At 71.9% G+C, this 26,545-nt stretch carries 21 protein-coding genes and 1 pseudogene; 7 read left to right on the top strand and 15 right to left on the bottom strand.

Annotation, left to right across the window (positions count from 1 at the left end):
- Position 1: 1 nt before the first annotated feature.
- The 3 genes from AB0I79_RS45270 to AB0I79_RS45260 form a co-directional block, all read right to left on the bottom strand.
- Positions 2-1,144, bottom strand: a complete 1,143-nt coding sequence (locus tag AB0I79_RS45270) for an ABC transporter substrate-binding protein (protein WP_357887074.1) — start codon at positions 1,142-1,144, stop codon at positions 2-4.
- A 110-nt stretch (positions 1,145-1,254) separates the two neighbouring features.
- On the bottom strand, positions 1,255-2,970 hold the full coding sequence (locus tag AB0I79_RS45265; RefSeq protein ID WP_357887071.1) for a thiamine pyrophosphate-binding protein: 1,716 nt from the start codon (positions 2,968-2,970) through the stop codon (positions 1,255-1,257).
- The gene (locus AB0I79_RS45260) at positions 2,967-4,415 is read right to left on the bottom strand and encodes an aldehyde dehydrogenase family protein (RefSeq protein ID WP_357887069.1); all 1,449 of its coding nucleotides are present in this window, start codon (positions 4,413-4,415) and stop codon (positions 2,967-2,969) included. Before AB0I79_RS45260 ends, AB0I79_RS45265 begins: the two co-directional genes overlap by 4 nt.
- Before the next feature lie 154 nt (positions 4,416-4,569).
- Between AB0I79_RS45260 and AB0I79_RS45255 the strand changes: the two genes are divergently transcribed.
- From AB0I79_RS45255 to AB0I79_RS45240, 4 genes are all read left to right on the top strand, one after another.
- The gene (locus tag AB0I79_RS45255) at positions 4,570-5,343 is read left to right on the top strand and encodes an IclR family transcriptional regulator (RefSeq protein WP_357887066.1); all 774 of its coding nucleotides are present in this window, start codon (positions 4,570-4,572) and stop codon (positions 5,341-5,343) included.
- Between the two features lie 15 nt (positions 5,344-5,358).
- Positions 5,359-6,516 carry a CoA transferase gene (locus AB0I79_RS45250; RefSeq protein ID WP_357887063.1) on the top strand — a complete coding sequence of 386 codons (1,158 nt, stop codon included), beginning with the start codon at positions 5,359-5,361 and terminating at the stop codon, positions 6,514-6,516.
- Positions 6,513-7,259 carry a citryl-CoA lyase gene (locus tag AB0I79_RS45245; RefSeq protein ID WP_357887060.1) on the top strand — a complete coding sequence of 249 codons (747 nt, stop codon included), beginning with the start codon at positions 6,513-6,515 and terminating at the stop codon, positions 7,257-7,259. Before AB0I79_RS45250 ends, AB0I79_RS45245 begins: the two co-directional genes overlap by 4 nt.
- A 143-nt stretch (positions 7,260-7,402) precedes the next feature.
- Entirely contained in the window at positions 7,403-8,344 is a 942-nt protein-coding gene (locus AB0I79_RS45240; RefSeq protein WP_357887057.1) for a ThuA domain-containing protein, read from the top strand.
- 80 nt (positions 8,345-8,424) lie between these two features.
- Here the strand turns inward: AB0I79_RS45240 and AB0I79_RS45235 are convergent, their stop codons facing one another.
- Positions 8,425-10,668 carry an arylsulfatase gene (locus AB0I79_RS45235; RefSeq protein WP_357887054.1) on the bottom strand — a complete coding sequence of 748 codons (2,244 nt, stop codon included), beginning with the start codon at positions 10,666-10,668 and terminating at the stop codon, positions 8,425-8,427.
- Positions 10,669-10,852: 184 nt separating this feature from the next.
- On the opposite strand from AB0I79_RS45235, the pseudogene AB0I79_RS45230 reads away from it, so the two are divergent.
- Positions 10,853-11,206: pseudogene (locus AB0I79_RS45230) on the top strand (pyridoxamine 5'-phosphate oxidase family protein); the annotation flags it as partial.
- Positions 11,207-11,347: 141 nt separating this feature from the next.
- On the opposite strand, the gene AB0I79_RS45225 reads toward AB0I79_RS45230, so the two are convergent.
- From AB0I79_RS45225 to AB0I79_RS45215, 3 genes are all read right to left on the bottom strand, one after another.
- Complete coding sequence (locus tag AB0I79_RS45225; RefSeq protein WP_357887051.1) at positions 11,348-12,367, bottom strand: CU044_5270 family protein; 1,020 nt, start codon at positions 12,365-12,367, stop codon at positions 11,348-11,350.
- Entirely contained in the window at positions 12,360-12,938 is a 579-nt protein-coding gene (locus AB0I79_RS45220) for an RNA polymerase sigma factor (protein WP_357887048.1), read from the bottom strand. The genes AB0I79_RS45225 and AB0I79_RS45220 overlap by 8 nt, the downstream gene beginning before the upstream one ends.
- Before the next feature lie 167 nt (positions 12,939-13,105).
- Positions 13,106-14,311, bottom strand: a complete 1,206-nt coding sequence (locus tag AB0I79_RS45215; RefSeq protein ID WP_357887045.1) for a cytochrome P450 — start codon at positions 14,309-14,311, stop codon at positions 13,106-13,108.
- Between the two features lie 89 nt (positions 14,312-14,400).
- Between AB0I79_RS45215 and AB0I79_RS45210 the strand changes: the two genes are divergently transcribed.
- Positions 14,401-15,015 carry a TetR/AcrR family transcriptional regulator gene (locus AB0I79_RS45210; protein WP_357887042.1) on the top strand — a complete coding sequence of 205 codons (615 nt, stop codon included), beginning with the start codon at positions 14,401-14,403 and terminating at the stop codon, positions 15,013-15,015.
- 222 nt (positions 15,016-15,237) lie between these two features.
- On the opposite strand, the gene AB0I79_RS45205 is transcribed toward AB0I79_RS45210, so the two are convergent.
- The 8 genes from AB0I79_RS45205 to AB0I79_RS45170 all read right to left on the bottom strand — a co-directional run bounded on the left by AB0I79_RS45205 (position 15,238) and on the right by AB0I79_RS45170 (position 24,549).
- Positions 15,238-17,544, bottom strand: coding sequence for a discoidin domain-containing protein (locus tag AB0I79_RS45205; RefSeq protein WP_357887039.1), 2,307 nt, complete (start codon positions 17,542-17,544; stop codon positions 15,238-15,240).
- A complete protein-coding gene (locus tag AB0I79_RS45200; protein ID WP_357887037.1) occupies positions 17,541-18,527 on the bottom strand; it encodes a hypothetical protein in 987 nt (328 codons plus the stop codon). The genes AB0I79_RS45205 and AB0I79_RS45200 overlap by 4 nt, the downstream gene beginning before the upstream one ends.
- A gap of 182 nt (positions 18,528-18,709) precedes the next feature.
- Positions 18,710-20,128, bottom strand: coding sequence for an alpha-L-fucosidase (locus tag AB0I79_RS45195; protein ID WP_357887034.1), 1,419 nt, complete (start codon positions 20,126-20,128; stop codon positions 18,710-18,712).
- Positions 20,125-20,304, bottom strand: coding sequence for a hypothetical protein (locus tag AB0I79_RS45190; protein ID WP_357887031.1), 180 nt, complete (start codon positions 20,302-20,304; stop codon positions 20,125-20,127). Before AB0I79_RS45190 ends, AB0I79_RS45195 begins: the two co-directional genes overlap by 4 nt.
- 6 nt (positions 20,305-20,310) lie before the next feature.
- Positions 20,311-21,177 (bottom strand): carbohydrate ABC transporter permease, encoded by an 867-nt coding sequence (locus AB0I79_RS45185; protein ID WP_357887028.1) that lies wholly within the window; start codon positions 21,175-21,177, stop codon positions 20,311-20,313.
- Positions 21,178-21,187: 10 nt separating this feature from the next.
- Positions 21,188-22,093 (bottom strand): sugar ABC transporter permease, encoded by a 906-nt coding sequence (locus tag AB0I79_RS45180; protein WP_357887025.1) that lies wholly within the window; start codon positions 22,091-22,093, stop codon positions 21,188-21,190.
- A gap of 3 nt (positions 22,094-22,096) precedes the next feature.
- A complete protein-coding gene (locus AB0I79_RS45175) occupies positions 22,097-23,422 on the bottom strand; it encodes a carbohydrate ABC transporter substrate-binding protein (RefSeq protein ID WP_357887022.1) in 1,326 nt (441 codons plus the stop codon).
- Between the two features lie 110 nt (positions 23,423-23,532).
- Complete coding sequence (locus AB0I79_RS45170) at positions 23,533-24,549, bottom strand: LacI family DNA-binding transcriptional regulator (protein WP_357887019.1); 1,017 nt, start codon at positions 24,547-24,549, stop codon at positions 23,533-23,535.
- Between the two features lie 74 nt (positions 24,550-24,623).
- On the opposite strand from AB0I79_RS45170, the gene AB0I79_RS45165 reads away from it, so the two are divergent.
- The gene (locus tag AB0I79_RS45165) at positions 24,624-26,486 is read left to right on the top strand and encodes a glycoside hydrolase family 35 protein (RefSeq protein ID WP_357887016.1); all 1,863 of its coding nucleotides are present in this window, start codon (positions 24,624-24,626) and stop codon (positions 26,484-26,486) included.
- Positions 26,487-26,545: the final 59 nt, after the last annotated feature.

The raw sequence follows: 26,545 nt of genomic DNA, 5'->3' as shown, positions 1-26,545 counted from the left end.
GTCAGCTCGCGGCCTCGGGCACGACCTTGCCGTCCTTGACCAGGCCGATCTTGGTCTCGTGGATGCCGACGCCGTTGGCGTCGTAGGTGTAGGTGCCGAGCAGGCCGGCGCGCTTGACCCCGCGGATGGCGTCGGCCAGCTTCTGGCCGCCCTCGCCCTTGGTCTGCTTGAGCGCCTCGATGAGGATCGACGCCCCGTCGTAGGCCTTGGCCACGTGCATGCGGGCCTCCTCGTTGTAGGCGGCCTTGTACTTGGCGGCGAACTCCTTGATCTCCGGGGTGGCCTCGTTGCTCAGGTAGGGGGAGCTGACGATGGTGCCCTCGGCGTTCTTCAGGCCGGCGGTGGTGGCGTACACGTCGGTGCCGACGGGGGCGCCGCCGGCGAAGACGGCCTTGATGCCGAGCTCGCGCGCCTGCTTGGCGATCAGCCCGGACTGGACCTCCTCGGCGCCGATGAACAGCACCTCCGGGTCCTGCTCGCGGATCTTGGCGAGGTTGGAGTTGAAGTCCTTCTGGTCGGGGGTGACGATCTCGTCGGCGGAGGGGGTGACGTTCCTGGTCTTGAGGGAGTTGAGGAACGCGTCGTGCTCGCCGGACCCGTACGCGCCGTTGTTGCTGATCAGCGCGATCTTCTTCATGCCCTTGTCGTCGACGAGGTACTTGGCGAGCGTCTCGTCGAAGGTGACGCTGGTCGGCGCGTTCAGGAAGAGGAACGGGCTCTTCAGCTCGGCGAGCTTGGGCGACTGGCCGGAGGTGATGTTCGGGATCTTGGCGTCCTTCAGGATGGGCGCCATGGCGAGGGTGACCGCGCTCTCGGCGGTGCCCAGCATCGCGATGTAGCCTTCGGCGGCGATCTTCCTGGCCACGTTGGTGCCGACGGTCGGGTCGCCCTGGCTGTCGAAGAGGTCGAGCTGGATCTGCCGGCCGTTGACGCCGCCGGCCTTGTTGGCCTCCTCGATGGCGAGCTTGACGCCCTTGTGCTCCCACTGGCCGAGCGAGCTGAGCTGGCCGCTCTGCGCGTTGACGTTCGCGATCTTGATGGGGCCGGTGGCGGTGGCGCCGGACTCGGCCTGCTGGCCGGGAGGGGCGCAGGCGGTGAGCGCTATCAGGGCGGCGGCCGCGATGGAGAATCTCGTGAAGTGCACGGGTTCACCTCTGGGGGGGTGGGTGAGGTTAATTCACGGACTAGTACGTTCGTTATAAGCGACGGGACAGGCTGAGGGAATCTCGAACGTGCAACGGTTTCCGCCCGGGATCAGTCGGTGAACAGACCCTGGTAGATGTCCTTGATGTTCCAGTGACCGGGTGTCGGCACCGGCTCGTTGACCATCGGCACGTCGATCACGGCGGGGCGCCGGTTCGCGACGGCCTCGCGCAGCGCCGTGCCGAGCTCCGAGGGCGCGGCGACGGTGTGGCCGTCGGCGCCGCACGCCCTGGCGAGCGCGGCGAAGTCGGGGCTGTAGGGCCGCCCCGCGGGGTCGGTGAAGTCGCAGCCGTGGCTGCGGCCGAAGTGCGCCGACTGCAGGTCGGAGATCGTGCCGTGGGCACGGTTGTTCATCACCACGAAGATCACCGCGGCGCCCTGCTCGACAGCGAGCGGCACGGCGGGCAACTGCGCGCTCATCCCGCCGTCGCCGATCAGCGCCACCACGGTCCTGCCGGGCTGCGCGAGCTGCACGCCGACGGCGGCGGCCGGCCCGAACCCCATGGTGGAGGCCCCGCCCGGAGTGATGAAGCGGCCCCCGGCGGGCAGCTCGTAGCACTGGGCGACGCCGTTCTTGTTCCAGCCCACGTCGGTCACCAGGATCGTGTCAGGCGGCAGCGCGTCGCGCAGGTCCTTCAGTATGCGCTCGGGACGCAGCGGGAAGTCCTCGCTCCGGCCGCGCTCCCGGCTGGCCGCGAACAGCTCCGTCCGCGCCTCCAGGATCTGCTTGCGCAGCTCGGTCCTGTCGCGGGCGGGGTGGGCCGCGGCCGCGTCGGCGATCGCCTCGACCGCGAGCCGCACGTCGGCGACGGCGCCGACCTCCGCCGGGTAGTTGCGGCCGAGCTCGGCCGGGTCGATGTCGATCTGGATCAGCGTGCTGCCGGAGAAGTCCCAGGTGAAGCGGGGGTCCCAGGAGCTGGCGTCGGTCTCGGCGAACCGGGTGGCCAGCGCCAGCACCACGTCCGCCTCGCGGGCGCAGGCGTTGGTGAGCTCCAGCCCCCAAAAGCCCGGCATCCCGATGACCAGCGGGTGCGCGTCGGGAACGGTGCCCTTGGCCATCAGCGAGTGCGCGATCGGGATGTCGAGGTGCTCGGCCAGGCGGATCAGCGGCCCGGCGTCCTCGCGCAGGCCGCCGCCCACGTAGATCAGCGGGCGCTCGGCGCCGGCCAGCCGGGCGGCGATCAGCTCGGCGGTGGACCGCGGCAGCCCCGGCGGGGCCGCGTGGCTGACCGGCGGGAACGGCGCGGCCGGCCGCGAGAAGACGTCCATCGGCACGTTGACCAGCACCGCGCCGGGACGGCCCGAGGTCGCGGTCCAGAACGCGCGCTCGACGAAGCGGCCCAGATCCTGGGCCCGGTGCACGTTCCAGGCCCGCTTGACGAACGGCCGGAACACGCTCGCCTGGTCGGCGTCGGCGTGCAGGTTGATCTCCTGGTGCGGGTGCCGCCCGTGGTAGTAGGACGGGATGTCGCCGGAGATCACCACCAGCGGCACCGAGTCCAGCGCGGCCGTCATGACGCCGGTCGCGGCGTTGGTCAGGCCGGGGCCCACGTGCACGAGCAGCACGCCCGGCTTGCCGGAGGCGCGGGCGTAGCCGTCGGCGGCGTGCGCGGCGGCCTGCTCGTGACGGGCGATGACGAAGCGGATGCGGCTGTCGGCCAGCGCGTCCAGGACGGCGATGTTGGTGTGGCCGCAGGTGCCGAAGACGTACTCGACGCCGAGCTGCTCGAGCTGCTCGACAAGGGCGTGGGCGGCTGTCCTGGTCACTCGTCTCCCCAGATGGTCAGGCCCTTGAGCATGAGGGTCTTGGTCACGGTGAAGTCCTCGATCATCCAGCGCGGCGACTCGCGGCCGATGCCGGAGTCCTTCACGCCGCCGAACGGCACGTGGTCGAGGCGGAAGTTGGACGAGCCGTTCACGATCAGGCCACCGACCTCCAGCTCGCGCCAGGCGGTGACGACGCGGCGCACGTCGTGGGTGAACAGCCCGGCCTGCAGGCCGTACGAGCTGCGGTTGCACTCCTCCAGCACCTCGTCGAAGCCGTCGAAGGGCAGCACGGCCACCAGCGCGCCGAACACCTCCTCGCGCACGACCCTGGCCTCGGCCGGCGGCGCGACGACCACGGTCGGCGCCATCACCGCGCCCTGCCGGGTGCCGCCCGCCGTCACCCGGGCGCCCTGGCCGGCGGCCTCGGCCGTCCAGCGGACCACCCGCTCGGCCGCGTCGTCGTCCACCATGGAGCCCACGTCCGTCGCCGGATCCAGGGGGTCGCCCACGATCAGGCCCTTCACCTGCGCGGTCAGCTCCTGCGCGAACTCCTCGAAGCGGCTGCGGTGCACGTAGACCCGCTGGACGGAGATGCAGCTCTGCCCGGAGTTGCTGTAGCCGGTGCGGGCGCACGCCAGTGCCGCCTGCGCGATGTCGGCGTCCTCGCAGACGATGGTCGCGGCGTTGCCGCCGAGCTCCAGCATGACCCGCTTCGGCCCGGCGGCGTGGGCGACGGCGCGTCCGGCCGGGACGCCGCCGGTGAAGCTGACGACGGCGATCTCCGGCGCGGCGCACAGCCGCGCGCCCACGTCGCCGCCCCCGTGCAGGACCTGCACCGCCTCCACGGGCATCCCGGCCTCCAGCAGCAGCTCCACCAGCGCGGTGGAGACCGCGGGCGCCTGCGGCGGCGGCTTGACGATCGTGGTGTTGCCGGCCGCGAAGGAGGCGGCGAGCTTGTGGGCGAGCAGGTTCGCCGGGGCGTTGAACGGCGTGATCGCCAGCACCGGACCGGCCGGGGCCCGCTGCGTGATCGCGGTGTTGCCGACCCCGCGGCCCCAGCCCGCCACCGGCAGCACCTCGCCGCCGATCATCCGCGCCTCGGCGGCGGCGACGGCCAGGGTGTCGGCGACCCGTAACACCTCACCGCGCCCGTCCTTGAGCGGCTTGCCCAGCTCCAGCGCCAGCAGCCGGGCCAGCCGCTCGCCCTGCGCGGTCACCGCGGCGGCGGCCCGCTCCAGGACGTCGGCCCTGGTGGCAGGCGCCAGGCGGGCGATCCGCCTGGCGGACCGCCGGGCGTAGGCCAGCGCGGCGGTGACGTCCTCGTCCTGGGCGGTGCGGGCCCGGCTGACGGGCTCGCGCAGGTAGGGGCCGATGCGGTCGGCATGCGGGCCTCCGGTCAGCCACTGCCCGGCGACCAGGCATCCGGCTTCGTGGATGGTGTTCATGATGACTCCCACTGGATCCGCTCAGCGGTTCTGATAATCCGCAGTGTGGATTGCCTCACGGTATGAGCCCGGCGAAGGTTATGGCAAGAGTGCCAGCTAATCCGCTTGGTGGAGCGTATGGACCGCTAAGCGGACTCGGTGTTAGCGTACGGCCATGCCTTCGAACATTCCCGCGGCGTCGGGGGAGGGCGGGGGCGTACGCAGCGTCCAGCGCGCGTTCGGCATCCTCTCGCTGCTCACCGAGGACCGGCGGACGCTGACGATCCGCGAGGTCGTCGACGAGACCGGCCTGGCCAAGACCACGGCGCTGCGCCTGCTGCAGACCCTGGAGCACATGGGGCTGCTGTGGGCCACGCCCAGGGGGTTCACGGCCGGTCCGGCGCTGTGGCGCTGGGCGCACCTGGCCCGCTCGGCGTGGGAGCTGCCGCCGGAGACCGTCCAGCTCATGCGCGAGCTGGGGGCGCGGCACCGGGAGACCGTCAACCTCTACGTGCCGCGCGACGTGCGCCGCATCTGCATCGCCCAGCAGGAGAGCCCGCAGCCGCTGCGCCACGTGGTGCGCGTCGGTGACGAGCTGCCCCTGTGGGCCGGCGCCTCCTCGAAGGTCCTGCTGACCCAGGCGCCGGAGCGGCTGCTCGTCAGGGTGGCCCGCTCCTCCCCGTACGGCGAGGCCCACGTGGCGACGCTGCGGGCCTGGATCGGCCAGGCGGCGCGCGACGGTTACGCGGCCAGCCACGGCGAGCGCGAGCCCGGCCTGTCCGCCGTGGCCGTCCCCGTCAACGGCGGCACGCGGGCGAGCGCGGCGGCGCTGACGCTGAGCGGCCCCACCGTCCGGTTCACCGAGGACCGGGTCCGGAAGTTCGCCGCGGATCTGCGCGAGGCGGCCGAGCGGATGTCGGAGCGCGGGTTCGACCATCCTCTGACTTGACTCAATGGAGCGTGCATGCAGCAGTTGCCACTGGACGGCGTCAAGGTCGTGGACCTGACCAACGTGCTGGCCGGGCCGTACTGCAGTTATCAGCTGATGTTGTTCGGCGCGGAGGTGGTCAAGGTGGAGCTGCCCGGCACCGGGGATCTCGCCCGGCGGCTCGGCCCCGACCCCGAGCTCAACCGGGCCCGGATGGGCGCCTCCTTCCTGGCCCAGAACGCCGGCAAGAAGTCGGTCGAGCTCGACCTGAAGAGCCCGGAAGGGCGGGCCGCGTTCGAGTCGATGCTCGCCGGCGCCGACGTCCTGCTGGAGAACTTCAGGGCCGGGGTGCTGGCCAGGCTCGGCTACGGCGGGGACCGCCTGCGCGAGCTCAACCCCGGCCTCGTCTACTGCGCCATCTCCGGCTTCGGGCAGAGCGGCCCGATGAGCGGCGCGCCCGCCTACGACCAGATCATCCAGGGGCTGTCCGGCATGATGAGCGTCACCGGCACCCCCGACACCGCCCCGCTGCGGGTGGGCTTCCCCATCTGCGACACCGTCGGCGGGCTGATGGCCGCCCTGGCGATCGCCGCCGCGCTGGCCGGACGGCACCGCACCGGCCGCGGCTGCTTCCTGGACCTGTCCATGCTGGAGGCGTCGATCTCCGCGATGGGCTGGACCGTCTCCAACTACCTGGTCAGCGGGGTCGAGCCGGAGCCGATGGGGGACCAGAACGCCACCGCCGCCCCGTCTGGCACCTTCGAGACCGCCGATGGACCGCTCAACATCGCCGCCAACCAGCAGGCCCAGTTCGAGACGCTGTGCCGGCTCGTCGGGCGGCCCGACCTGCCCGCCGACCCGCGCTTCGCCGAGCGCGAGTCGCGCAAGGCCCACCGGCGGCAGCTCAACCAGGAGCTCAACCAGGCGCTGCGGGCCAAGACCGCGCTGGAGTGGGAGGAGATCCTCTCCGCCGGAGGCGTGCCCGCCGCCCGCATCCTCACCGTCCCGCAGGCGCTCGCCCTCGACCAGGTACGCCATCGCGGCTTCCTGACCGAGGTGCCGCTCCCGGGAGCGGGGGAGCGGCAGATCGCCGTGACAGGGAACGGCGTGCTGGTGGACGGCGTCGCGCTGCGCCCGCGCGGGCCCGCGCCGCTGCTCGGGGAGCACAACACCGAGTTCGAGGCGGCGTCATGAGCGAGCGCGAGACCGCGGCCGACTGGTGGGCCACGGCCGTCTCGAAGATCGAGCCCGACGTCATCGAGCTGCGCGGGCAGCCGGTCCAGGAGCTCATCGGGCGGATCGGCTTCGCCGAGATGATCTGGCTGATGCTCCGCGGCGAGCGCCCCGACCCGCGCCGGGCCGCGCTGCTGGAGGCGGCGCTGGTCTCCTCCGTCGATCACGGGCCGCACGCGCCGTCCATCGCCGTCGCCCGCATGGCCGTCACCTGCGGCGTCGGCCTCAACAACGCCGTGGCCACCGGGGTCAACCTGCTCGGCGACGTGCACGGGGGCGCGGGCGAGCAGTGCGTCAGGCTGCTGGAGGAGGTGGCCGGCGACGGGGACGCCCCGGCCGTGGTGGCCCGCTGGCGCGCCCGCGACAAGTACCTGCCCGGCTTCGGGCACCGCTTCCACACCCGCGATCCGCGCCGCGACCCGCTGCTCGCCCTCGTGGCGCGGGCGGCAGGCGAGGGGGTGGTGGCGGGCGCGCACCTGCGGGCCGCGCTCGAGGTCGAGCGGCTGATCGCCCCGGTGCCCATGAACATCGACGGGGCGACCGCCGTGGTCTACGCCGAGCTGGGCTTCCCCGCGCCGCTCGCGCGCGGGCTGTTCGTGCTCAGCCGGTCCGTCGGCATCCTGGCCCACGCCTGGGAGGAGAGCGGGCAGGGCCGGCGCAACAAGGGCCCGATCCCGCCGTCCATCCTGCCGACCTGGCTGTGAGCAGGCCCCGCCGGACGGCGGGGCTCGGCTCCCAGCGGACGGCACGTGAAGGCAGGAGCTTGTCGCCGCCAAGATCCGCAGTTACGCTCAAGCCTCCGAGTGGACCGATTGATCCACCTAGTGGATCCGCTTGCGAGGTGCCCATGCGCAGCAAACTCTCCATCGCCGCCGCCACCGGAGCAGCCCTCCTGTTGCTCACCGCCACCGCACCCGGCTCGGCCGCCTCCCCGGAACCGGCCAGGAACCTCGGCGATCCCGACTACGGCGTCTGCCGGGGCACCGACCCCCGCTGCTACCACGACTGGGGCAACTTCGACCCCGCCGAGGGCTACAAGCTGCTCGTCTACAGCCGCACCGCCGGCCCCCGCCACGCCCACCTCGGCACCCCGCTCGGCCCCGGGCTCAACCCGCCGCTCAACGACAACAACGTCGCCGTCAAGGCGGTGCTCAAGCTGGGCCAGGAGAACGGCTTCACGGTCGACTACACCGAGGACGTCACCCAGCTCTCCTCGGCGGGCCGGCTCCTGGACTACAACGCCGTGATGTTCCTCAGCACCACCCGCGACACCCTCGACGACGCCGCGCAGACCGCGCTGCGCCAGTACGTCCGCGCCGGCGGCGGCTTCATCGGCGTGCACAACGCCTTCGGCACCGAGTACAACTGGCCCTGGTACGAAGGACTGCTCGGCAACGCCAACTTCTACGACCACGGCGCCAACCAGCCCGGCACCGTCGTCACCGTCAACCGCCGCGACGCCTCCACCCAGGGCCTGCCCAGGACCTGGGCCTTCTCCGACGAGTGGTACAACCTCATCCCCGCGCCCACCCGCGTCCGCGTGCTGGCCGAGGTGGACGAGAGCACCCTGCCCCAGGGCGTACGCGGCAGCCTCGGTCACCCCGGCCACGGCGAGCACCACCCGGTGAGCTGGTGCCAGTACTACGACGGCGGCAAGGCCTGGCTGACCACTCTCGGCCACGACGTCAGGGCCTGGACCGACGAGCCCATGGAAGGCGACCAGTACTTCGTCCAGCACCTGCTGGGAGGCGTCAAGTCCGTGCTCGGCATGGCCCCCTTCTGCCGCTGACGGCCGCGCGGCCAGGCCGCCGACGGCTGCGCGGTCTGGCCGCTGACGGCTGCGTGGCCAGGCCGCTGACGGCCGGCCGGTCAGTCGGCGTGCAGGGCGATCCTGAGGTCGGCGAGCGGGTCGGGCCTGGCCGAGCCTGGCGTCCGGACGCGGACGGAGATCAGCCGGCCGTTCCAGGCGGCAGGGACTCGGTAGCGGTCCGACACGGGCAGCCCGGCGTCGTGACCCAGCCGCAGGCCGGCGCCGCCGTGCTGGAGGGCGACGGGCAGGATGCCGTCGAAGATCAGGGAGCCCACCACGGTGCCGCCGTGCAGGAGATGGAAGGCGGAGCCGTCCGGCCCGGTGAGGTGGGCGACACCCAGGGCCTGGCGGCCGGGCGGGACGGGGCGGTCCGCCACCACCTCCAAGATCTCCCCGGCACGCGAGAAGGTGAAGACCAGCCGACCCGCCGAGACGTGGAGCGCCAGGCCGCCGTGCAGGTCGCCCAGGGCGAGCAGCACCCCGTCCGGCGCGTCGCCGGCCTCCACCTCGGCCGTGATCCGGAAACCGCCGAAGAGCATGGGCAGGGACTCGTCGCAGATCGGCGAGGCTCCGGGCCGGTAGGTGCGGTCGTCGCCCGGCGGCCAGGCCGGCCCGATGAGGGCGCCGATGCGGTCCACCAGGTTGTCGTAGAGCGGCAGGACGTGGTTGCGCTCGGCCTCACCGTCCCACAGCCGCCGCAGCTCCGCGACGACCTCCGGATGCTCGGCCGCCACGTCGGTGGCCTCGGAGAAGTCGGCGGACAGGTCGAACAGCGCCCAGTGGTCGTCGTCGAAGCCGCGGCTCCCGGTGAGGAGCTCCTGCTCGTCGAGGATGCCGGTGGAGACGTGATCGGTGGTGGTCTTCCAGCGCCCGTGGATGAGGGAGCGGGAGCCCAGCATCTCGAAGTACTGGGTCTCGCGCGGTGCGGGCGCCCCGGCGTCGTCGAAGGTGGCGCGGAAGCTGGCCCCGTCGATCCGCTGCTGCTGGATCCCGTCCACGACGTCCGGCGCGTCGATGCCGATCGTGTCCAGCAGCGTGGGGAACAGGTCGTTGACGTGCAGGACGGGGTCGCGGACCGCGCCGCGCGCGCGGATCCCGGCGGGCCAGTGCACGATCAGCGGGGTACGCGTGCCGCCGAGCCACGTGTAGCGCTTCCACAGGCGGAACGGCGTGTTGCCGGCCCACGCCCAGCCCCACGCGTAGTGGTTGTAGGTGGCGGGGCCGCCCCAGTCGTCGTAGCGGGCGAGGTTGTCCTCCAGGGACTCGGGGATGGCCGAGGAGAAGCGGTGCTCGTTGACGCTGCCGTGCACGCCGCCCTCGGCGCTGGCCCCGTTGTCGGAGAACAGCACGACGATCGTGTCGTCGAGCCGGCCCGTCTCCTCCAGGTGGTCGAGCAGGCGGCCGATCTGGGCGTCGGCGTGGGTGAGGAAGCCGGCGAAGACCTCCTGCTGGCGGGCGTACAGGCGGCGCTCGCCGGCGGTGAGGCCGTCCCAGGCGCGCACCCAGCCGGGGCGCGGCGTGAGGGTGGTGCCGGGCGGGACGACGCCGGCGTCGAGCTGGCGCTGGAAGATCTCCTCCCGCCAGGCGTCCCAGCCGTGGTCGAAGCGGCCGCGGTAGGGCTCGGCCCACTCGGGTGTCACGTGGTGCGGCGAGTGCGTGGCGCCGAGGCCGACGTACAGGAAGAAGGGCTTGCCCGGAGCGGCGTGACGCTGGTCGTCCAGGTAGCGGATGGCGCGGTCGATCAGGTCCTCGGTGAGGTGGTAGCCCTCCTCCGGGGTGGCGGGCGGGTCGACGTGGTGGTTGTCCTCGACGAGGTTGGGCGCGTAGTGGTTGGCGTCGCCCTGGAGGAAGCCGTAGAAGCGCTCGAAGCCGAGGCCGAGTGGCCAGTGGCTGAACGGGCCCGCCGCCGAGCGTTCGAAGCGCGGCGTGAGGTGCCACTTGCCCACGGCCAGGGTGGAGTAGCCGTGGTCGCGCAGGATCCGCGGCAGGGTGGCGGCCGAGCGCGGGATGCGGGCGGTGTAGCCGTGGTGGTCGAGCGGGATGTCGGCGAGGAAGCCCATGCCGACGGCGTGGTGGTTGCGGCCGGTGAGGAACGACGCCCGCGACGGGGAGCACAGGGCGGTGACGTGGAAGCGGTTGTAACGCAGCCCGCCGGCGGCCAGCCGGTCGATGCCGGGCGTGGCGATGTCGGAGCCGAAGCAGCCGAGCTGGGCGAAGCCGGTGTCGTCCAGGACGATGGCCAGGACGTTCGGAGCCGCGTCGGGCGGGCGAGCGGCGCTTCGGAAGATCGGTTCGGCGGTCATGGCGTCACTCCAGGAGATCAGCTCGCGGCCGGCGGCGCAACCACCCGGCGGGGCGTGCGGCGGGTCACCTGCTCACCGGGAGAACGGCCGCCGCGCCGCAGGAAAGGGGCGCGATATACGATGACCTGGCGAATCACCCGAGGAGGATCGTGAACCTGGTCGAGCAGGGCAGCGCCTCGCCGCCTTCTGGCAGGAGCGGCACCTGTGCACGCTGTCCACCGCGCGCCCCGGCGGCCCGCCGCACGTGGTGCCGGTGGGCGCGACGCTGGACCTGGAGACCGGCATCGCCCGGGTGATCACGTCCGGGACCTCGGCGAAGGCCAGGCTCATCGCCGCGTCCGGCGGCGCCCTCGTCGCGCTCTGCCAGGTGGACGGCCGGCGCTGGTCCACGCTGGAGGGGCGGGCCGTCGTGCGCGCCTCGCCGGACGAGGTGGCCGACGCCGAGCGCCGCTACACGGCCCGGTACAAGCCGCCCCGCGCGAACCCCGCCCGCGTGGTCATCGAGATCCAGGTGACCCGCGTCCTGGGCAACGTGTGACCACCCGGTCACCTGGCAGGCCGGCCGCGCCCAGCCCCTCACCGGCCCTGACCTGCTGACCCTGCGCGCCGCCGTCCTGCCGGCCGGCCTCGCCACCGTGGCGGCCGCCACGGTGGCGAGGTGGTCACGGTGGCGAGGTTGTCACGGGCGCAGGCCCGGACGGTCCACGACGCCGCTCGCGATGACGCTGCCCCAGCCGAGGAGCTGTCCCTTCTCGACCGAGTAGTACGCGCGGGGCTGCTCGAAGTCCCGGACCGCGATCGTGCGGTATCCCAGGTACTCGTACGTCTCCGGATCCACGAAGATCTCGTCGCGCAGGTAGCCCTCGTGCACCCGATACAGCGTCACCCCCGGCCGCCCGGCCAGGTCCGTGGCCCGGGCCTCGTACCGGACGCCGGGGATCCCGGCCAGGGCCCCGTACATGGCCGCCCGGAGCGCGCGCGGCAGCACGGCGTCCCGCATGCCCTGCACGATGTGCTGGAAGGCGTACGTGTGACGCTGTTCCTGCGTCAGCGGCGGCACCGTGGCGCGGCCGCCGCGCCGTGCCGCCTGGTGCCTGGCGTGCTCGGCGTCCACCTCCGCGTACGTGCGGGCGAGCAGGGCGGCCGGGTCGGTCGGCAGCGAGAGCAGGTACGGGTAGGTCACCTCGAACTCGGAGCCGTCCACCACCTTCAGCTCGCCGTCCTCCAGGTAGGCGAACTGCTTCTCGTCCGCCCGCCGCCACAGCTCGTGCGTCCTCGTCCGGTTCTTCGTCCCGTTCTTGGGCTGCTGGAGGAGGTTCCGGCTCTTGACGTACGCCCACTGGCCGGGCTCGGGCACGGGGTCCGGGGCGGCGGCGGCCAGCGCTGCCGCGTTGCCTGCCAGGTCCTCGGCGCTGGCCACCGGGCCCAGCCGCAGCGGGGTGGCCGGCGGGCGGGAGCCGGACGGCGGGTGCGCCTGGACGGGCCCGGAGCCCTCGTGGGCCGGGGTCGCGATCACGATCACCGCGACCAGCACCGCCGCGACCGCCGCCGCGCCCAGCCCCAGCGCCCACGCGAACCGAGGGCGGTGCCGGGGCGTGCTCATGTGGGCGAGCAGGCGGGCCCGCGCCTGCGCGACGACCTGATCGTCCGCGCCGGGCAGCGCGTCATGGCGGTCCTTGAGCTGCCGCAGTTCATCCACGGTCGTCCACCTCCTGTGACGGCAGGCCGAGTGCCGAGCGGAGCCTGCGCCGGGCCCGGGTGACGCGGGAGCCGACGGTGCCGGTCGGGATGGCCAGGGCCCGCGCCACCTCCGTGTAGCTGAGCTCGGCGCAGGCGACGAGCAGCAGCGCGTCGCGGTCTCCCTCGGACAGCCCGGCCAGGCCCTTGGCCAGCGCCGGGTTGAGCTGTTGCGCGCTCACCCGGTCGGCCACCCGGTCGGCGTGGTTCTCCACGTCGCCGGGTCCGGCGGCCCGGCCGAGGGCGCGGTAGAGGCGGATCTCGGCGCGGCGGTGCCGGCCGATCAGGTTCGTCGCGATGCCGTAGAGCCAGGCCCGCGCGCTCGGATACGCCAGGTCGTAGTGGTTCCGCTGGTCGAACGCGGCCAGGAACGTCTCGGAGGCGATGTCGTCGGCGGCGCCCGCGCCCAGCCGGGCGGCCACGTACCGGTGGATCGCCGTGAAGTATCGGTCGAAGATCACCGAGAACCACTCGGGCTCGTGGCGGGACCGCTCGATGATCGACGCGTCGGTCGTCTCCTCCGCCGTACGCACGGAGGGACAGGGATCAGGGGCATGCACCGGCAGCCTTTCCATGGGGGTCATCGGCACTGATTGCCCGACCCCCGCATCCTTCTTCACGCCGCTTCGCCCACCGGCCCCGGGCAGGCCGGAGCCCGCCCGCCGTCAGGCGCGGCGGGCGGGCTCGGGGGAGACGGCCGCTACCAGGTGACGGGCAGCTCGTGCATGCCGTACACGGTGGAGTCGTCCTTGAACGAGAGCTCCTCGGCGGGCACCGCCAGCCGCAGCCCGGGCACGCGCCGGAACAGCGTGGTGAAGACGATCTCCAGCTCCACCCGGGCCAGGCTCTGCCCCAGGCACTGGTGCGGGCCGAAGCCGAAGGCGAGGTGGCTGCGGGCGTCACGGTCGATGTCGAACCGCTCGGGGTCCTCGAACGCCTCGGGGTCGCGGTCGCCGGCGTTGGCCAGCATGAGCACGCCGGACCCGGCGGGGATCACGGTGCCGCCGAGCTCGACGTCCTCCAGCGCCACCCGCGCCATCGCCAGCTCGGCGATGGTGAAGTACCGCAGCAGCTCCTCCACCGCGTTCCCGACCTTGCCGGGGTCGGCGCGCAGCGCGTCGAGCGACTCGGGGTGCTGCAGCAGCATGTACGTGCCCAGCGAGATCATGTTCGCCGTGGTCTCGTGCCCGGCGATCAGCAGCAGGAACGCCAGGCTGAGCAGCGCCAGGTGGTCGGCCTGGCCGTTCTCGCGCTGCTTGACGATCTGGCGCCCGAGCAGATCGTCGGTGGGCTCCTGCTCCTTGGCCGTGATCAGCTTGTCGAGGTAGACGACCAGCTCCAGCACGGCGTGCTGCCGCTCCTGCTCGGTGGCCGCGCGGTTGAGCAGCTGTGCCGAGTGGACCTGGAAGAAGTCATGGTCGGCGTACGGCACGCCGAGCAGCTCGCAGATCACCAGCGACGGCACCGGCAGCGCCAGCGCCGTCACCAGGTCGGCGGGGCGCGGGCCGTCGAGCATGGCGTCGAGGTGCTCGTCCACGATCTGCTGGATGCGTGGCCGCAGCGCGGCCATGCGGCGGACGGTGAACTCGCCGATCACCATGCGGCGGGCCTGGGTGTGCTCGGGCGGGTCCATCTCCAGCAACATCTTCGGCAGCGGCGATTCTGCCATCTGCCCGTCGGCGCTGCTCAGCCGCGGCGCGTTGGGGTGGCGGCGGTCGGCGCTGAAACGCGGGTCGCTCAGGATCTTCCTGATGTCCTCGTAGCGCGTGGCCGCCCAGGCCTCCTGCCCCGTGGCCAGCGCGACCTTGGCGACGGGCTGCTCGCGCAGGAACCGCAGGTGCTGCTCCGGCGGCGCGAACGGGCAACTGCGGGCGGTCTGGAGCGTCGTGGTGGAGTCGGTGGTCAAGGCTCTCCCATCACCATGGTGTCCTACAGCACAACTTCCCTACACCTGTAGCCTAACCTTCAATTGTCCGGGAGACTACACTGACGTGCGTGACGACGAGCACCAGAGACCGCGGCGAGGATCACGCCGATCCGAGGGTGCGTCGCACCAAGGCGGCGCTGCGGGCCACCCTGATCGAGCTCGTCCAGCACCGGGACCTGTCGAGGATCAGCGTGGCCGACGTCGCCGAGCGGGCCGGGGTGAGCCGCTCCACGTTCTACGACCACTACCGCGACGTGCACGAGCTGGCCGCGGCTGCCTGCACGGCCATGATCGACGAGCTCATCGACGCCATCCCCGGCCATGACGGGACGGGCTCGGCCGAGGCGCGGCCCGACACGCTGCTGACCTTCTTCGCGCACCTCGCCGAGCACGCCGGCCTCTACCGCAGCGTGCTGGGCCCGCAGGGCAGCGCCCGCGTCATGGACCACCTCCGCCACCGCGCCACCGTGACCGTGTACGCCAACCGCACCGGCGCCGGCCTCCTCGACCGCGCCGCGGACACCCCGCACGACGTCCCGGCCGCCTTCACGGCGGGCGCCCTGCTCAGCGTCGCCACCGACTGGCTCCGGCGCGGCTGCCCCTGCCCGCCCGCCGAGATGGCCGCCCTGACCCGCCCGCTGCTCGTGGCCCTCTACCGCGAGGACACCGGCTTGTCCGCCTGACCTCGGCCTGCGGGGGTGAACCGGTCCGCCGGCACGTCCTGGCCCACCGTCCTGCTGAACCGCGTGCGGGGAAGCCGGAAGGGCGGGCGGGCGCCCAGGCGCCCACCCGCCCCTCAGCGAGGCGTACGCGCAGCCGGTCGTCACGCGCAGCCGGTCGTCGCGCGCAGCCGGTCGTCACGCGTCGTCGCTCGGCACAGCGTCAGTCGTACGCGCAGCCGGTCGTCAGGCGTCGCCGCGGTAGACGGCGACCTCGGTCAGCGTCGGCGTGTACACCTCCGCCGGCTGCTGGCTCGTGAGCGCCACCCGGAGCTTGGTGGTCGTCACGGTGCCGAAGCCGGTCACCGACAGGTCGTGCCCGATGCCGTCGGCGCCGCCGGCGAACGTCACCCACGCCCCAGTCCCGGCGTCCCACCGCTGCAGCTCGAACGTCCTCACCCGGGGGTTGGTGCCCGAGTCCGTGTACTCGTCCAGGTACACCTCGTCGAACGTGGTGTCCGCGCCGAAGTCGACGTCCAGCGTGATCGGGTACGCCGCGTCGTCCGCCGCCGCCCAGCGGGTCGCCGGGTCGCCGTCGGTCAGGTTCACCGCGCCGAGCGTGCCGTTCGCGCCCGGGTGGGTCGAGCTCGCCGTGGCCGGCTTGCCGAGGGCCAGGTTGACCCGCCCCTCGCCCTCCTCCTCGATGGGGTCGGTGTCCACCGGGTTCCTGACCTTCTTGCCGGCCCGGCTCTCCGCCATGCCGATGTCCGGCGCCTTGCCGTAGTAGATGTGGGTGCCGAGGAAGTCCTCGGTGCCCAGGTGCGGGTTGTAGCGGCCGGCGTCGATCAGCGGCGAGTCCTCGCGCAGGGCGAAGTGCGCCGCCGACTTCCTGATCCGGTCCACGCCCGCGCCGGTGACGTACTTCGCCGGGTCGCCGGCGAACCTCGGGTCCACACGCAGCCCCGCCTTGTCGGCCGGCTCCTGGCCCGAGTGGGTGCCGCCCGCCTCGAAGTAGTCGTTGTTGGAGAAGACCGCCTGCCGCAGCGCCCCGGTCCGGCGGTACCACGGCGTCGGTTCGGTCTTCGAGGTGTTGTAGAAGATGTTGTTCAGGAAGTAGACCCGGCTCAGGAACGTCTCGTCGTGCACGTAGTCGAGGTCCGCGCCGTCGTAGACGAACGTGTTGTTCACGAAGTACGTCGGCGAGTAGTTCGTCGACAACATGTTCTTCACCAGCACGCCGTTGTCGTTGACGCTCAGGTGGTAGCGGGCGACCGAGTTGGAGCTGTTGCCCATGTAGGCCATCCAGCCCGCCGCGTTGTCGTGCGAGTAGTTGAACTGGTAGGTGACGTTGAAGTTGGTGTACTCCAGGTCCCACGGGGTGCCGTCGTACTCGTTGTCAGGGCCGCCGTACACCTCGTTGTACTGCATGACCGAGTCGGCGCCGGCCCACAGGTAGAGCCCGCACGACACCGCGTCGTACCGCTCCAGGAAGCCGTTGACCTCGTTGTACTCGGCCGTCATGTGCCTGCTGTTGGCGAACTGGAACGCGCCCTGGCCGATGCTCTCGGCGTAGTTGTGGCCGATGTAGACGTCCCGGCTGTAAAGGTCGCGGGTGCGCACCCAGAGCTGCTCCCAGCCCTCGTGGAACTTGCCGCTCTCGTCGTACTCGCCGGCGTCCCGGCCGTCGGCGGCGAACCAGTTGAACGCGAACTGCACGGCGTGCAGCTCGACGTTCACGAACGTGTTGTCCTCGATCCTGACGTCCTGGAAGTGGTGGCCGCCGGTGCCGTACTCCTTGTAGCTCTTGCTACCGAAGACCTGGAAGTTGACGCCGCCGTAGTGGATCTTCTGCCAGCTGCTGGGGCCGTCGAGGTCGTGCACGTGCACGTCGGTGATGCGGAAGTGGTCCATGACGCTGTCCGCGCCGGGCTCCAGCAGGTCGGCGTTGATCGAGACCGCGATGCCGTCGCGGACGTACGAGCCCGTGGTGATGTCCGTGGCGAAGTCGTCGTCGTTGGACAGCTCGACGTTGTCGATCTCGAAGTACTGCTGGTTGCGCAGCACGATCGCACCGGTCAGGCCGACCGTGTCGGGGTTCTTCGTGCCGTCCGCCTTGAACGGGCTCGGCACCTTGCCGTTCGTCGCGATGTACGGGCGGCGGGCGTGCGCGTCGCCGTACGCCGAGATCGTGATCGGCCGGCCCGCGCTGCCCGAGCCCTTCGGCCAGAGCTGCTCGTCGTGCCACTGCTCGCCGGCCTTGAGCAGGATGCGGTCGCCCGGCGCGAACGTGGTCGCGTTCGCCTTGGCCAGGGTGCGCCAGGCCGTCCTCGGCGAGGTGCCCGCCGCGTCGTCGCGGCCGTTCGTGGCGTCGATGTAGTAGTCCTTGCCGCCCGTCCTGTTCGGCGAGTTGCCCGGCAGGTCCTTCTTCACGACGGCGGGGGAGTGCGCTTCGGCCGTGGCGGCCGGCGCGAGCGACCCCGCGAGCAGCGCGGCGAGCAGGGCCGTCAGGCCCAGCCGCAGCGCCCGCGCGACGGGGGGTGCGGAACGTGTCAAAGTCGTGCATCCTCTGCGTTGATGGTCTCCACCGCCGCCGCGTCGACCTCGATGTGGCTGCTGTCCACGCGGCGCTGGAGGAACTGGGTGAACTTCTCCTCGATGAGCGACTGCCGGATCCGCCGCGCGTACCCGGCGAACGCGGCCTCCTCGTCGACGGTCTTGCCGTCGAGCTCGTAGTAGGTGATCTGTCCTGTGCCCGGCACCGGGGCGGAGATCTGGCCCTGGCCGAGCCCGCCGAGCACCGCCGCGAGGTCCCGGTCGTGGGCGGCCGGGCCGCCGCCCTGGTAGGTGGCGGTCGTGAGCGTGGCGCCCGGCTCGCGCTCGGCGACCTCCGCCAGCCCGTCCGCCTCGGCCACCCGCCGTTGCAGGCCCTCGGCGTAGGCGGCCGGCGCGCCGTCGGGGACCGGCACGACGAGCTTCGAGTACGTGTACGTGGTGGCGTTCGCGCTCCACGCCTCCCGGTCGGCGTCGAACGCCTGGCGAACCTCGGCGCCGGTGACGTCGAGCTCGGGTTCGAGGCGTTGCTTCAGCGCCGTGGTGATCTCGGTGAGGCGGTGCGAGTAGTACTCCTCGGGGGAGAACTCGGCCAGGCCGTAGACGACCTCGCCCCTGGCGATGGCGTCGGCGCGGCGGGCGTTCTCGGCGTCCAGGTCCGCGAGGAAGTCCTCATGGTCGGGGGAGCCGATCAGGCCGTGCTCCTGGGCGAGGAGCAGGGTGGCCTTGTCCCGGTGGATCTCGTCGAGGGCGCGCCGGGTGAGCCGCTGGAACGCGGTCCGGTCGCCGGCCTTCGCGGTCCAGTCGATCGCGCCCTGGAGGTGGTACCGGTTGCGTAACTCGTTCTGGACGGCGGGGGCGAGCCGGTGCAGGTGGAAGAGCAGCTCGTCGCGGGTGACGGGGTGGCCGTCGATGGCGGCGACCCGGTCGGGGGGCCGGCTGAGCACCACACCGGTGCCCACCAGGACGGCGGCCAGGGCGGTCACGACGCCGGCGATCAGGACGACGGCCCGCCGCGCCGGCCTGCGTCCCGCTCCGTTCCGTCCCGCTCCGTTTCGCCGAGCGCCATTGTGTCGAGCGTCGTCACGTCGAGCGTCGCCGCGCCTGGCGTCGCTTCGCTCAACGCGCTTGCGCGCGGGGCTCTTCGGCGTGGTGCCCGCGGTGCCCTTCACGAGGCCGCCTCGACCGCCGCCACGCGGGCGATGACCGGCGTGTCCCGGGTCCCGGGCACCTCGACCCGCACGGCGTCCACCTCCACCGGCGCGAACGTCAGGATGCGCTGGTAACCCACCGCGTTCGCCTCGCCGAGCGCCGTCCACCGGCCGTCCCCGAGGCGCCCGCGCACGACGACGTGCTCGATGCGCTGCCCCTGCGTGATGTCCTCGCCGACGCAGACCGCCTCGATCCGGCGCGGCCGGTCGAACTCGAGCGTCGCCCGGGGCAGGGGGTCTGCCGCGTCCGGCCGCCACGGCCGCCGGGCCACACTCGGCCAGGCGGTGGCGACGTCGCCGGCGAACCCCGACGACACCGTCACGGCCGCCTTCACCCGCCGCGCCCGGAAGTCCGCGATCCGCCGCCCCAGCCCCTCCAGCACCGCCACGTCCGCCTCCCGCAGCCGCCCGTCACGGGCCGGCGGCACGTTGAGCAGGAAACACGAGTTGCCGCCGACGGAACGCAGGTAGATGGTGAACAGCTCCTCCACCGGCCGCACCGCCCCGTCCTCGGCGGGATGGTGGAACCAGCCGGGCCGGATCGAGGTGTTCACCTCGGCCGGATACCAGACCAGGTCGTCCTCGTGCCCGGCCAGCGCAGCCCGGCTGCCGAGGTCGCGCTCGTCGCTGCGGATCGCCTGCCGCGCGAAGGCGCCGTCGTCCGCCTGCTGCGACCGGTCCGCGATCCGCTCGGCGTCCTGCAGCGCCCGCGGCACCACGCTCCACTCGTCGGGCCGCGTGTCGCCGGCCTCGTTGCCGCACCACCGAACGTCGGGCCCGCACACGCTGATGACCGCGTCCGGCTGCAGCTCGCGGACCACCGCGTAGTACCGCTCCCAGTCGTAGGTCTGCCGCCTGCCGTTCGGGCCCTCGCCGTTCGCGCCGTCCAGCCAGACGGAGAACACCGGCCCGTACCTGGTGAGCAGCTCGGTGAGCTGCGCGACGTAGAAGTCGTCGTACGTGGCGCCGCCGCCGTACGACGCCTCGGTGCGGTCCCACGGCGACAGGTAGACGCCGAACTTCAGCCCGTGCCGCCGCGCCGCCTGCGCGACCTCCCCCACCACGTCACCCCGGCCGCCGCGCCAAGGCGAGGCCGCCACCGTGTACGAGGTCACCCCGCTCGGCCACAGGCAGAACCCGTCGTGATGCTTGCAGGTGAGGATGACCCCGGTCATCCCGGCCGACTTCAGCGCCCGCACCCACTGGTCGGCGTCCAGCGCGGCCGGATCGAACAGGGCGGGGTCGTCGTGCCCCTCGCCCCACTCCCTGTCGGTCATCGTGTTCATGCCGAAGTGGATGAACCCGTAGAACTCCATCGCCTGCCACGCGAGCTGCCGCCCGCTCGGCCGGACCCTCGCCAGAGCCTTCCCGTTCATCGCCACCTCCGGTTGTAGGAGGCCAGCACGGCCAGCAGCCCGGCCAGGCCGGCGAGCATGAGCGCGAGGTCGCCCCACCCGACCGGGGTGCGGGCGGCCACGACGACGGCCACGCAGCCGGCCGCGACCAGCGTCCGGGCGGTGACGACCAGCGCACCGCGTGTCGAATCCTTCACTGTGCATCAGCCCTTCACGCCGCCGGACGCCATGCCTTCGATGAGCCGGCGCTGGATGAACGCGTAGAAGATGAGGACGGGAACGATGACGATGACCATGCCTGCGTACAGCCGCCCGTAGTCGGCCGCCGCCTTCTGCGCGGTCATCAGGTTGAGCAGGCCCACCTGCAGCGTCTTGCCCTCCCCGGGGAGCAGGGTGAGCGCGATGATGAAGTCGTTCCAGTAGGCCAGGAAGTTGAACAGGATCACGGTGGTCAGCGCGGGCCGCGCCATCGGCAGCATGACCCTGGTCATCACCTGGAAGCGGGACGCGCCGTCCAGCGCCGCCGCCTCCTCGTAGTCGGCGGGGATCGACCGGAAGTACGCGGCCAGCAGGTAGATCGTGAACGGGATCGACGTGGCCGCGTACACCAGCGACAGCACGCCGGGGTTGTCGATGAAGAACCCGCCGGGGAAGACGTCCACGAGCGCGCGGTCCCAGTCCACCAGCATCAGGAAGATCGGCACGACGATGTAGTTGACGTTGACGAACAGCCCCGCCAGCAGCGCGACCTCCACCAGGCCGCGCCCGCGGAACTCGTACCGGGCGATGACGTACGCCGCGGGCACGGACACCGCGATGACGAACACCAGCCCGAGCACGGTCACCAGCACCGAGGTGAAGAAGTACTGCCCCATGCGCGCGGTGACGAAGGCGTCCACGTAGTTCTGCAGGTGCAGGCCCTCGGGCAGCGTCCACGGGCTGCCGTAGAACTCGCCCTTCTGCTTCAGCGAGGCCAGCAGCACCCAGCCGACCGGCACCGCGATGGCCAGCGCGATCACGGTGACGAGGACGTAGGTCAGCGCCCGGCCGGCGCGCAGTGTCTTGGTCATGGCAGTGCCTTCAGAACTGGAGTGGCTCGCGCCGCGTCGCGCGGCTGACCAGCAGCGACACGAGGAACGAGAACGCGAAGATGACGACGCCGATGGCCATGCCGTAGCCGTACGACGAGTTCGTGTACGCCTGCTTGTACATGTAGCTCAGCAGCACCTCGGAGGAGCCGTCGGGACCGCCGCCGGTCATCGCGCGGACGAGGACGAAACTGAGGTTGACCGCGCTCATCACGAAGAACGTCAGCGTCGTGCGCAGGTTCTGCCAGATGAGCGGCAGCGTGATGGCGAAGAACTGCCGCCCGGCGGAGGCGCCGTCGAGCGCGGAGGCCTCGTAGAGCGACTCCGGGATGCTCGACATGCCGGACATGTAGAGGACCATGTAGTAGCCGAGCGACTGCCAGACCATGGCGATCGCGACGGACCAGAGCACGAGCTGCTGGTCGCCCAGCCAGACCTGCCGCAGGCCGTCCAGCGACAGCGCCTGCAGCGTGCCGTTGATCAGGCCGTTCTCCTGGTCGTAGAGGGCGGAGAAGACCGCCGCGATCACGACCACGGACAGCACGCTCGGCACGTACAGGATGAACCGGTACAGCGGCCGGCCCCGCAGCCTCTGCCGCGTCATGATCGCGGCCAGGAACAGGGCCATGCCCATCGTCACGACCGTCACGACGACGAGGAGCGCCACCGTGTTCTGGAACGCGCGCACGAACTGCTCGTCGTCGAGGAGCCGGGTGAAGTTGTCCAGCCCCACGAACCGCATGTCCGGGGAGAACCCGCTCCAGGTGTAGAACGACATCCGGAACACGTTCACGGTCGGGACGATCATGAACACGACGAACAGCACGAGCGCGGGCAGGAGGCAGGCGAGCACGAACAGGCCGTTGCCGCGCCTGCCCCGCTCCGCGGGTCTTGCCACGGCTCAGCTCCCCGCCTGGCGCAGCTTCTCGCTGGCGTCGTTGAGCGCGGCCTGCCACTGGTCCTCGGTCTTGTCGCCGCTGATGATGCTGTTGGCGGTGTCGAAGAGCGCGGCCTTGATGTCCACGCCCTCGACCGGCGCGGTGCTGGCGAACCCGCCGACCAGCGCGGTCACCGACGGGTCCTCGTAGACCTGGTAGAACTCGGCGTTCTCCTCGGTCAGGCTGCTCGCGATGCCCTGGATCGGCTGGATCGCGTTGGCCTTGGCGAAGATCTTCGCCGCCTCGTCGGAGTACAGGTAGGCGACGAACTCCTTGGCGGCGTCCTTGTTCTTGGCGCCGCTCGGCACCCAGACCGACTCCACCGACGTCGCGATGTAACGCTTGCCGCCCGCCGTGACCGCCGGCAGCGGCGTCAGGCCCCACTTGAAGCCGTCGGCGCGCGGGGCGTCCTTCATCTCGCCGACGATCCAGGTGCCGTTCGGCATGAACAGCGTCTTGTTGTCGAGGATCGACTGCTGGTTCTTGGTGAAGTCCTGCTCGTTGGCGTAGCCGACCGTGGTCGGCGCGGCGTACTTGAGCAGTTTGGTGGTGAGGTCGAGCGCCTGCCGCGCCTGCGGCGTCTGCCACACGCCCTGCTTGTACGTCATGACGTCGGTGTAGAACTGCTCGCCGCCGACGTCGGCCAGCAGCGCGAAGAAGTACGAGTCGAGGTAACCGGCCGTCGGGTACGTGAACAGCGAGATCCCGTCCTTCTTGGCCGTCTCGCCCAGCTCGAACAGCTCGTCCCAGGTCGCCGGGACCTTCCAGCCCTTCTGGTCGAACAGGCCCTTGTTGTAGAACAGCCCGGTCGGCGCGTAGTACATCGGCATCGTGTACGTCTTGCCGTCGCCGTACGGGTTGGTGTTGAGGTTGCCCACGATGCCGTCGATGAGCTTGTCGCCCACGGTCTTGTCCTCGCCCGGCACCTTCGCCTGCAGCACCGGCGTGAGGTCCTCGAGGGCCTTGTCCTTGATCAGCGTCTCGGTGAGCGCGGCCTTGCGGCCCTGGCCGAGCACCACGACGTCCGGGAAGCGCCCGGCCTTCATGTTCGGCGTGATCTCGTCCTCGATGCTCTTGGAGATCTGCAGCTGCACGTCGACGTCCGGGTGCTTGGCCTCGTACGCCTGGATGACCTGCGTGTACATGTCCCGGCCGTAGCCGCCTTCGAGGGCGGCGACGCTCAGGGTCGTCTTGCCGGAGCCGGCGTCCGAGCCGCCCCCGTCGGCCCCACAGGCGGTGAGCAGTCCGAGCGCCGTGACGGCGCTCGCGAGGATGAGCGATCTCCTCATGGTTATGGGTCCTTCCGACGACTGCCCACCTGGATGCGGGCGTTGTTACGATGGCATCGATAACATGAGCGGCGCAAGTGGCACTTCACGAACGGCCGTCTCCTGAGGTCTCAGGAGGCGCGCGGCGGCGCGGTGGAGGCGCGCACCGACAGCGACGCGGTGACCAGGGACTCCCCGTCGCCGGCCCCGTCGAGCAGCAGCGCGACCGCCGCCGCGCCGGAGCGGTAGAAGTCCTGGCGGACGGTGGTCAGCGGCGGGCTGCAGTAGGCGGCCAGCGCGATGTCGTCGACGCTCACGATGGACACGTCGTCGGGCACCGACCTGCCGCGCTCGCGCAGCGCCCGGATCACCCCGAAGGCCATCTCGTCGCTGGCGGCGAAGACCGCGGTGACGTCGGGGATCATCGCGAGGACCTGCCCCTGCCGGTAGCCGGAGTCGGGCGACCAGTCGCCCTCCAGCGGCGGCGGCGCCTGGACGCCGGCCGCGGCCAGGCACTCCTGCCAGCCCTGGCGGCGCTGGCGGGCCTCGATCCACTCGTCGGGGCCCGAGACGTGCCACACCTGGCGGTGACCGAGGTCGAGCAGGTGCTGCGTGGCGATCCGGCCGGCCTCCTTCTGGTCGATCCCCAGCACGCGGGCGCTGGCGGTGCGCGAGCCGTCGAGCGTGACGGTGGGGATGTCCCTGGTGATGTCCTCCATCTTCTGGGTGACGGAGATCAGCGGCACCGCGATGACGATGCCGTCCACGCCCTGGTCGGCGAGCTTGGACAGGGACCGCTCCATCAGGCCCGTGTCGAGCCCGGCGATGGTCGCGATGCTCACCGCGTACCCGGCCTCGCCGGCGGCCGCCTCGACGCCGGCGGTCACCGCCGAGCGCGAGTAGTAGCCGCCCGACTGCAGCAGCACGAGGCCGATGGTGTGGCTGCGGCCCGAGGAGAGCATCTTGGCGGCGGCGTTGAAGCGGTAGCCGAGCTGCTCCACCGCGGCGAGCACGCGCTTTTTCGTCTCAGGGTTGACGTTGGGCGAGTCGCGCAGCGCGCGCGAGACGGTCTGCGCCGAGACCCCGGCGGTCCTGGCCACGTCAGCCATGCTGGGCTGCCTCGCGGGCCGCTCGGTGGCTTTGGTCATGGCGCTCCTCTCGTTCTGAGCTGGATCATAGCGCGCTTGTTACATATGGCATCGATAACATAGGCTCTCGCCCCGTGATCGAGCTCCCCGCGCCGGACGCGTCCCCGGCACAGCCCAGCGAGTCCCCCGCGCTCACGTGGGGTGGCCGCCGCCTGTACCGGCGCGGCGCCCCCCACCAGATCCTGTCCGGCGCGCTGCACTACTTCCGCGTCCACCCCGACCTGTGGCGGGACCGGATCCGCAGGCTCGCCGACCTCGGGCTCAACACGATCGACACCTACATCGCCTGGAACTTCCACCAGCCCCGTGAGGACGAGGCGCCCCGCTTCGACGGCTGGCGTGACGTCGAGCGGTTCATCCGCATGGTGGGCGAGGAGGGCCTCGACGTCATCGTCAGGCCGGGGCCGTACATCTGCGCCGAATGGTCGAACGGCGGCCTGCCGAGCTGGCTCACCGGCCGCGACGTCGCCGTCCGCAGCTCCGACCCCGCCTTCACCGGCCCGGTCGGCCGCTGGTTCGACGAGCTCGTCCCCCGCCTGGCCGAGCTTCAGGCCGCCCGCGGCGGGCCGATCGTCGCGGTGCAGGTGGAGAACGAGTTCGGCAGCTTCGGCGACGACCACGCCTACCTGCGCTGGAACCGCGACGCGCTGACCGCCCGCGGCATCACCGAGCTGCTGTTCACCGCCGACGGCCCCACCGAGCTGATGCTGGACGGCGGCACCGTGCCCGGCACCCTGACGGCCGTCACCCTCGGCTCCAAGCCCGGCGCCGCCCGGCGGCTGCTCGCCTCGCGCCGGCCGGACGAGCCGTTCGTGGTCGCCGAGTTCTGGAACGGCTGGTTCGACCACTGGGGTGAGCGACACCACGTCCGCGGGGTGGACAGCGCGGTGCGCACCCTGGAGGGGATCATCGCCGACGGCGGCAGCGTCAGCCTCTACATGGCGCACGGCGGCACCAACTTCGGCCTCTGGGCGGGCGCCAACGAGGCGGACGGGCGCCTGCAGCCCACCGTGACCAGCTACGACTCCGACGCGCCCGTCGCCGAGGACGGCACGCTGACCGCCAAGTTCCACGCCATGCGCAAGGTGCTCGGGGCGCGCGGGCCCGTACGGGTGCCGGAACGTCCGCCGGTGCTGCCGCCCGCGCGCGTGCCGCTCGTGCCCCGCGCCGACCTGCTCGCCGGCCTCCGCGCCGTGCCCGCGCCCACCTCGACGGGGCCGCGCCCGGCCTCGTTCGAGCGGCTCGGGCTCGACGCGGGCATGGTGCTGCACACCGCGCACCCGCGCGTCCCGGCGGGCGAGCACCGGCTCGTCCTCGCCGACGTACGCGACCGGGCGCTCGTTTTCGCCGACGGCACGTTCCTCGGCGTCGCCGGCCCCGGCCACCCGGAGCTCACGGTGCGCGGGACCGGCGCGGTCGTCCGCCTGGAGGTCCTGGTCGAGAGCCTGGGCCGGGTCAACTACGGGCCCGGTGTGGGCGGGCACAAGGGCCTGCTCGGTCCCGTCCTGGTCGATCGGCGCATGGTGCAGGGCTGGGACAGCACGCCGATCGCGCTGCAGGAGTGGACGGAGACCGAACTGACCCTCGCCACCGCCACCGCCCCCGCCCCAGCCCCCGGTTCCGCGTCGGCCCCCGGTTCCGCGTCGGCTCCCTCACCTGCTGGTTTCGCTGTCGCGACCCTGCATGTCGAGACGCCCGCGGACACCTTCCTCGCCCTGCCCGGATCCGGCCGCGGCCTCGTCTGGGTCAACGGGTTCCTGCTCGGCCGCCACTGGGAGATCGGCCCCCAGGTCACGCTGTACTGCCCGGCGCCGCTGCTGCGCGCGGGCGGGAACACCATCACCGTCCTGGAGCTGGAACGGCTCGGCGACGTCCTGGAGCTGCGCGACCGGCCGGAGCTCGGACCGGCGGAGGAGTACGTCGAAGAGTTCGCCTGAGGACCCTGTGCCGCGCGGCTCGACGCCCTTGATGATCCCGATCTAACCGGCGGCCTTCG

Source organism: Nonomuraea sp. NPDC050202 (genome assembly GCF_040656115.1).
Classification (GTDB): Bacteria; Actinomycetota; Actinomycetes; order Streptosporangiales; family Streptosporangiaceae; genus Nonomuraea.
This window is presented reverse-complemented; position numbering and strand designations above follow the sequence as displayed.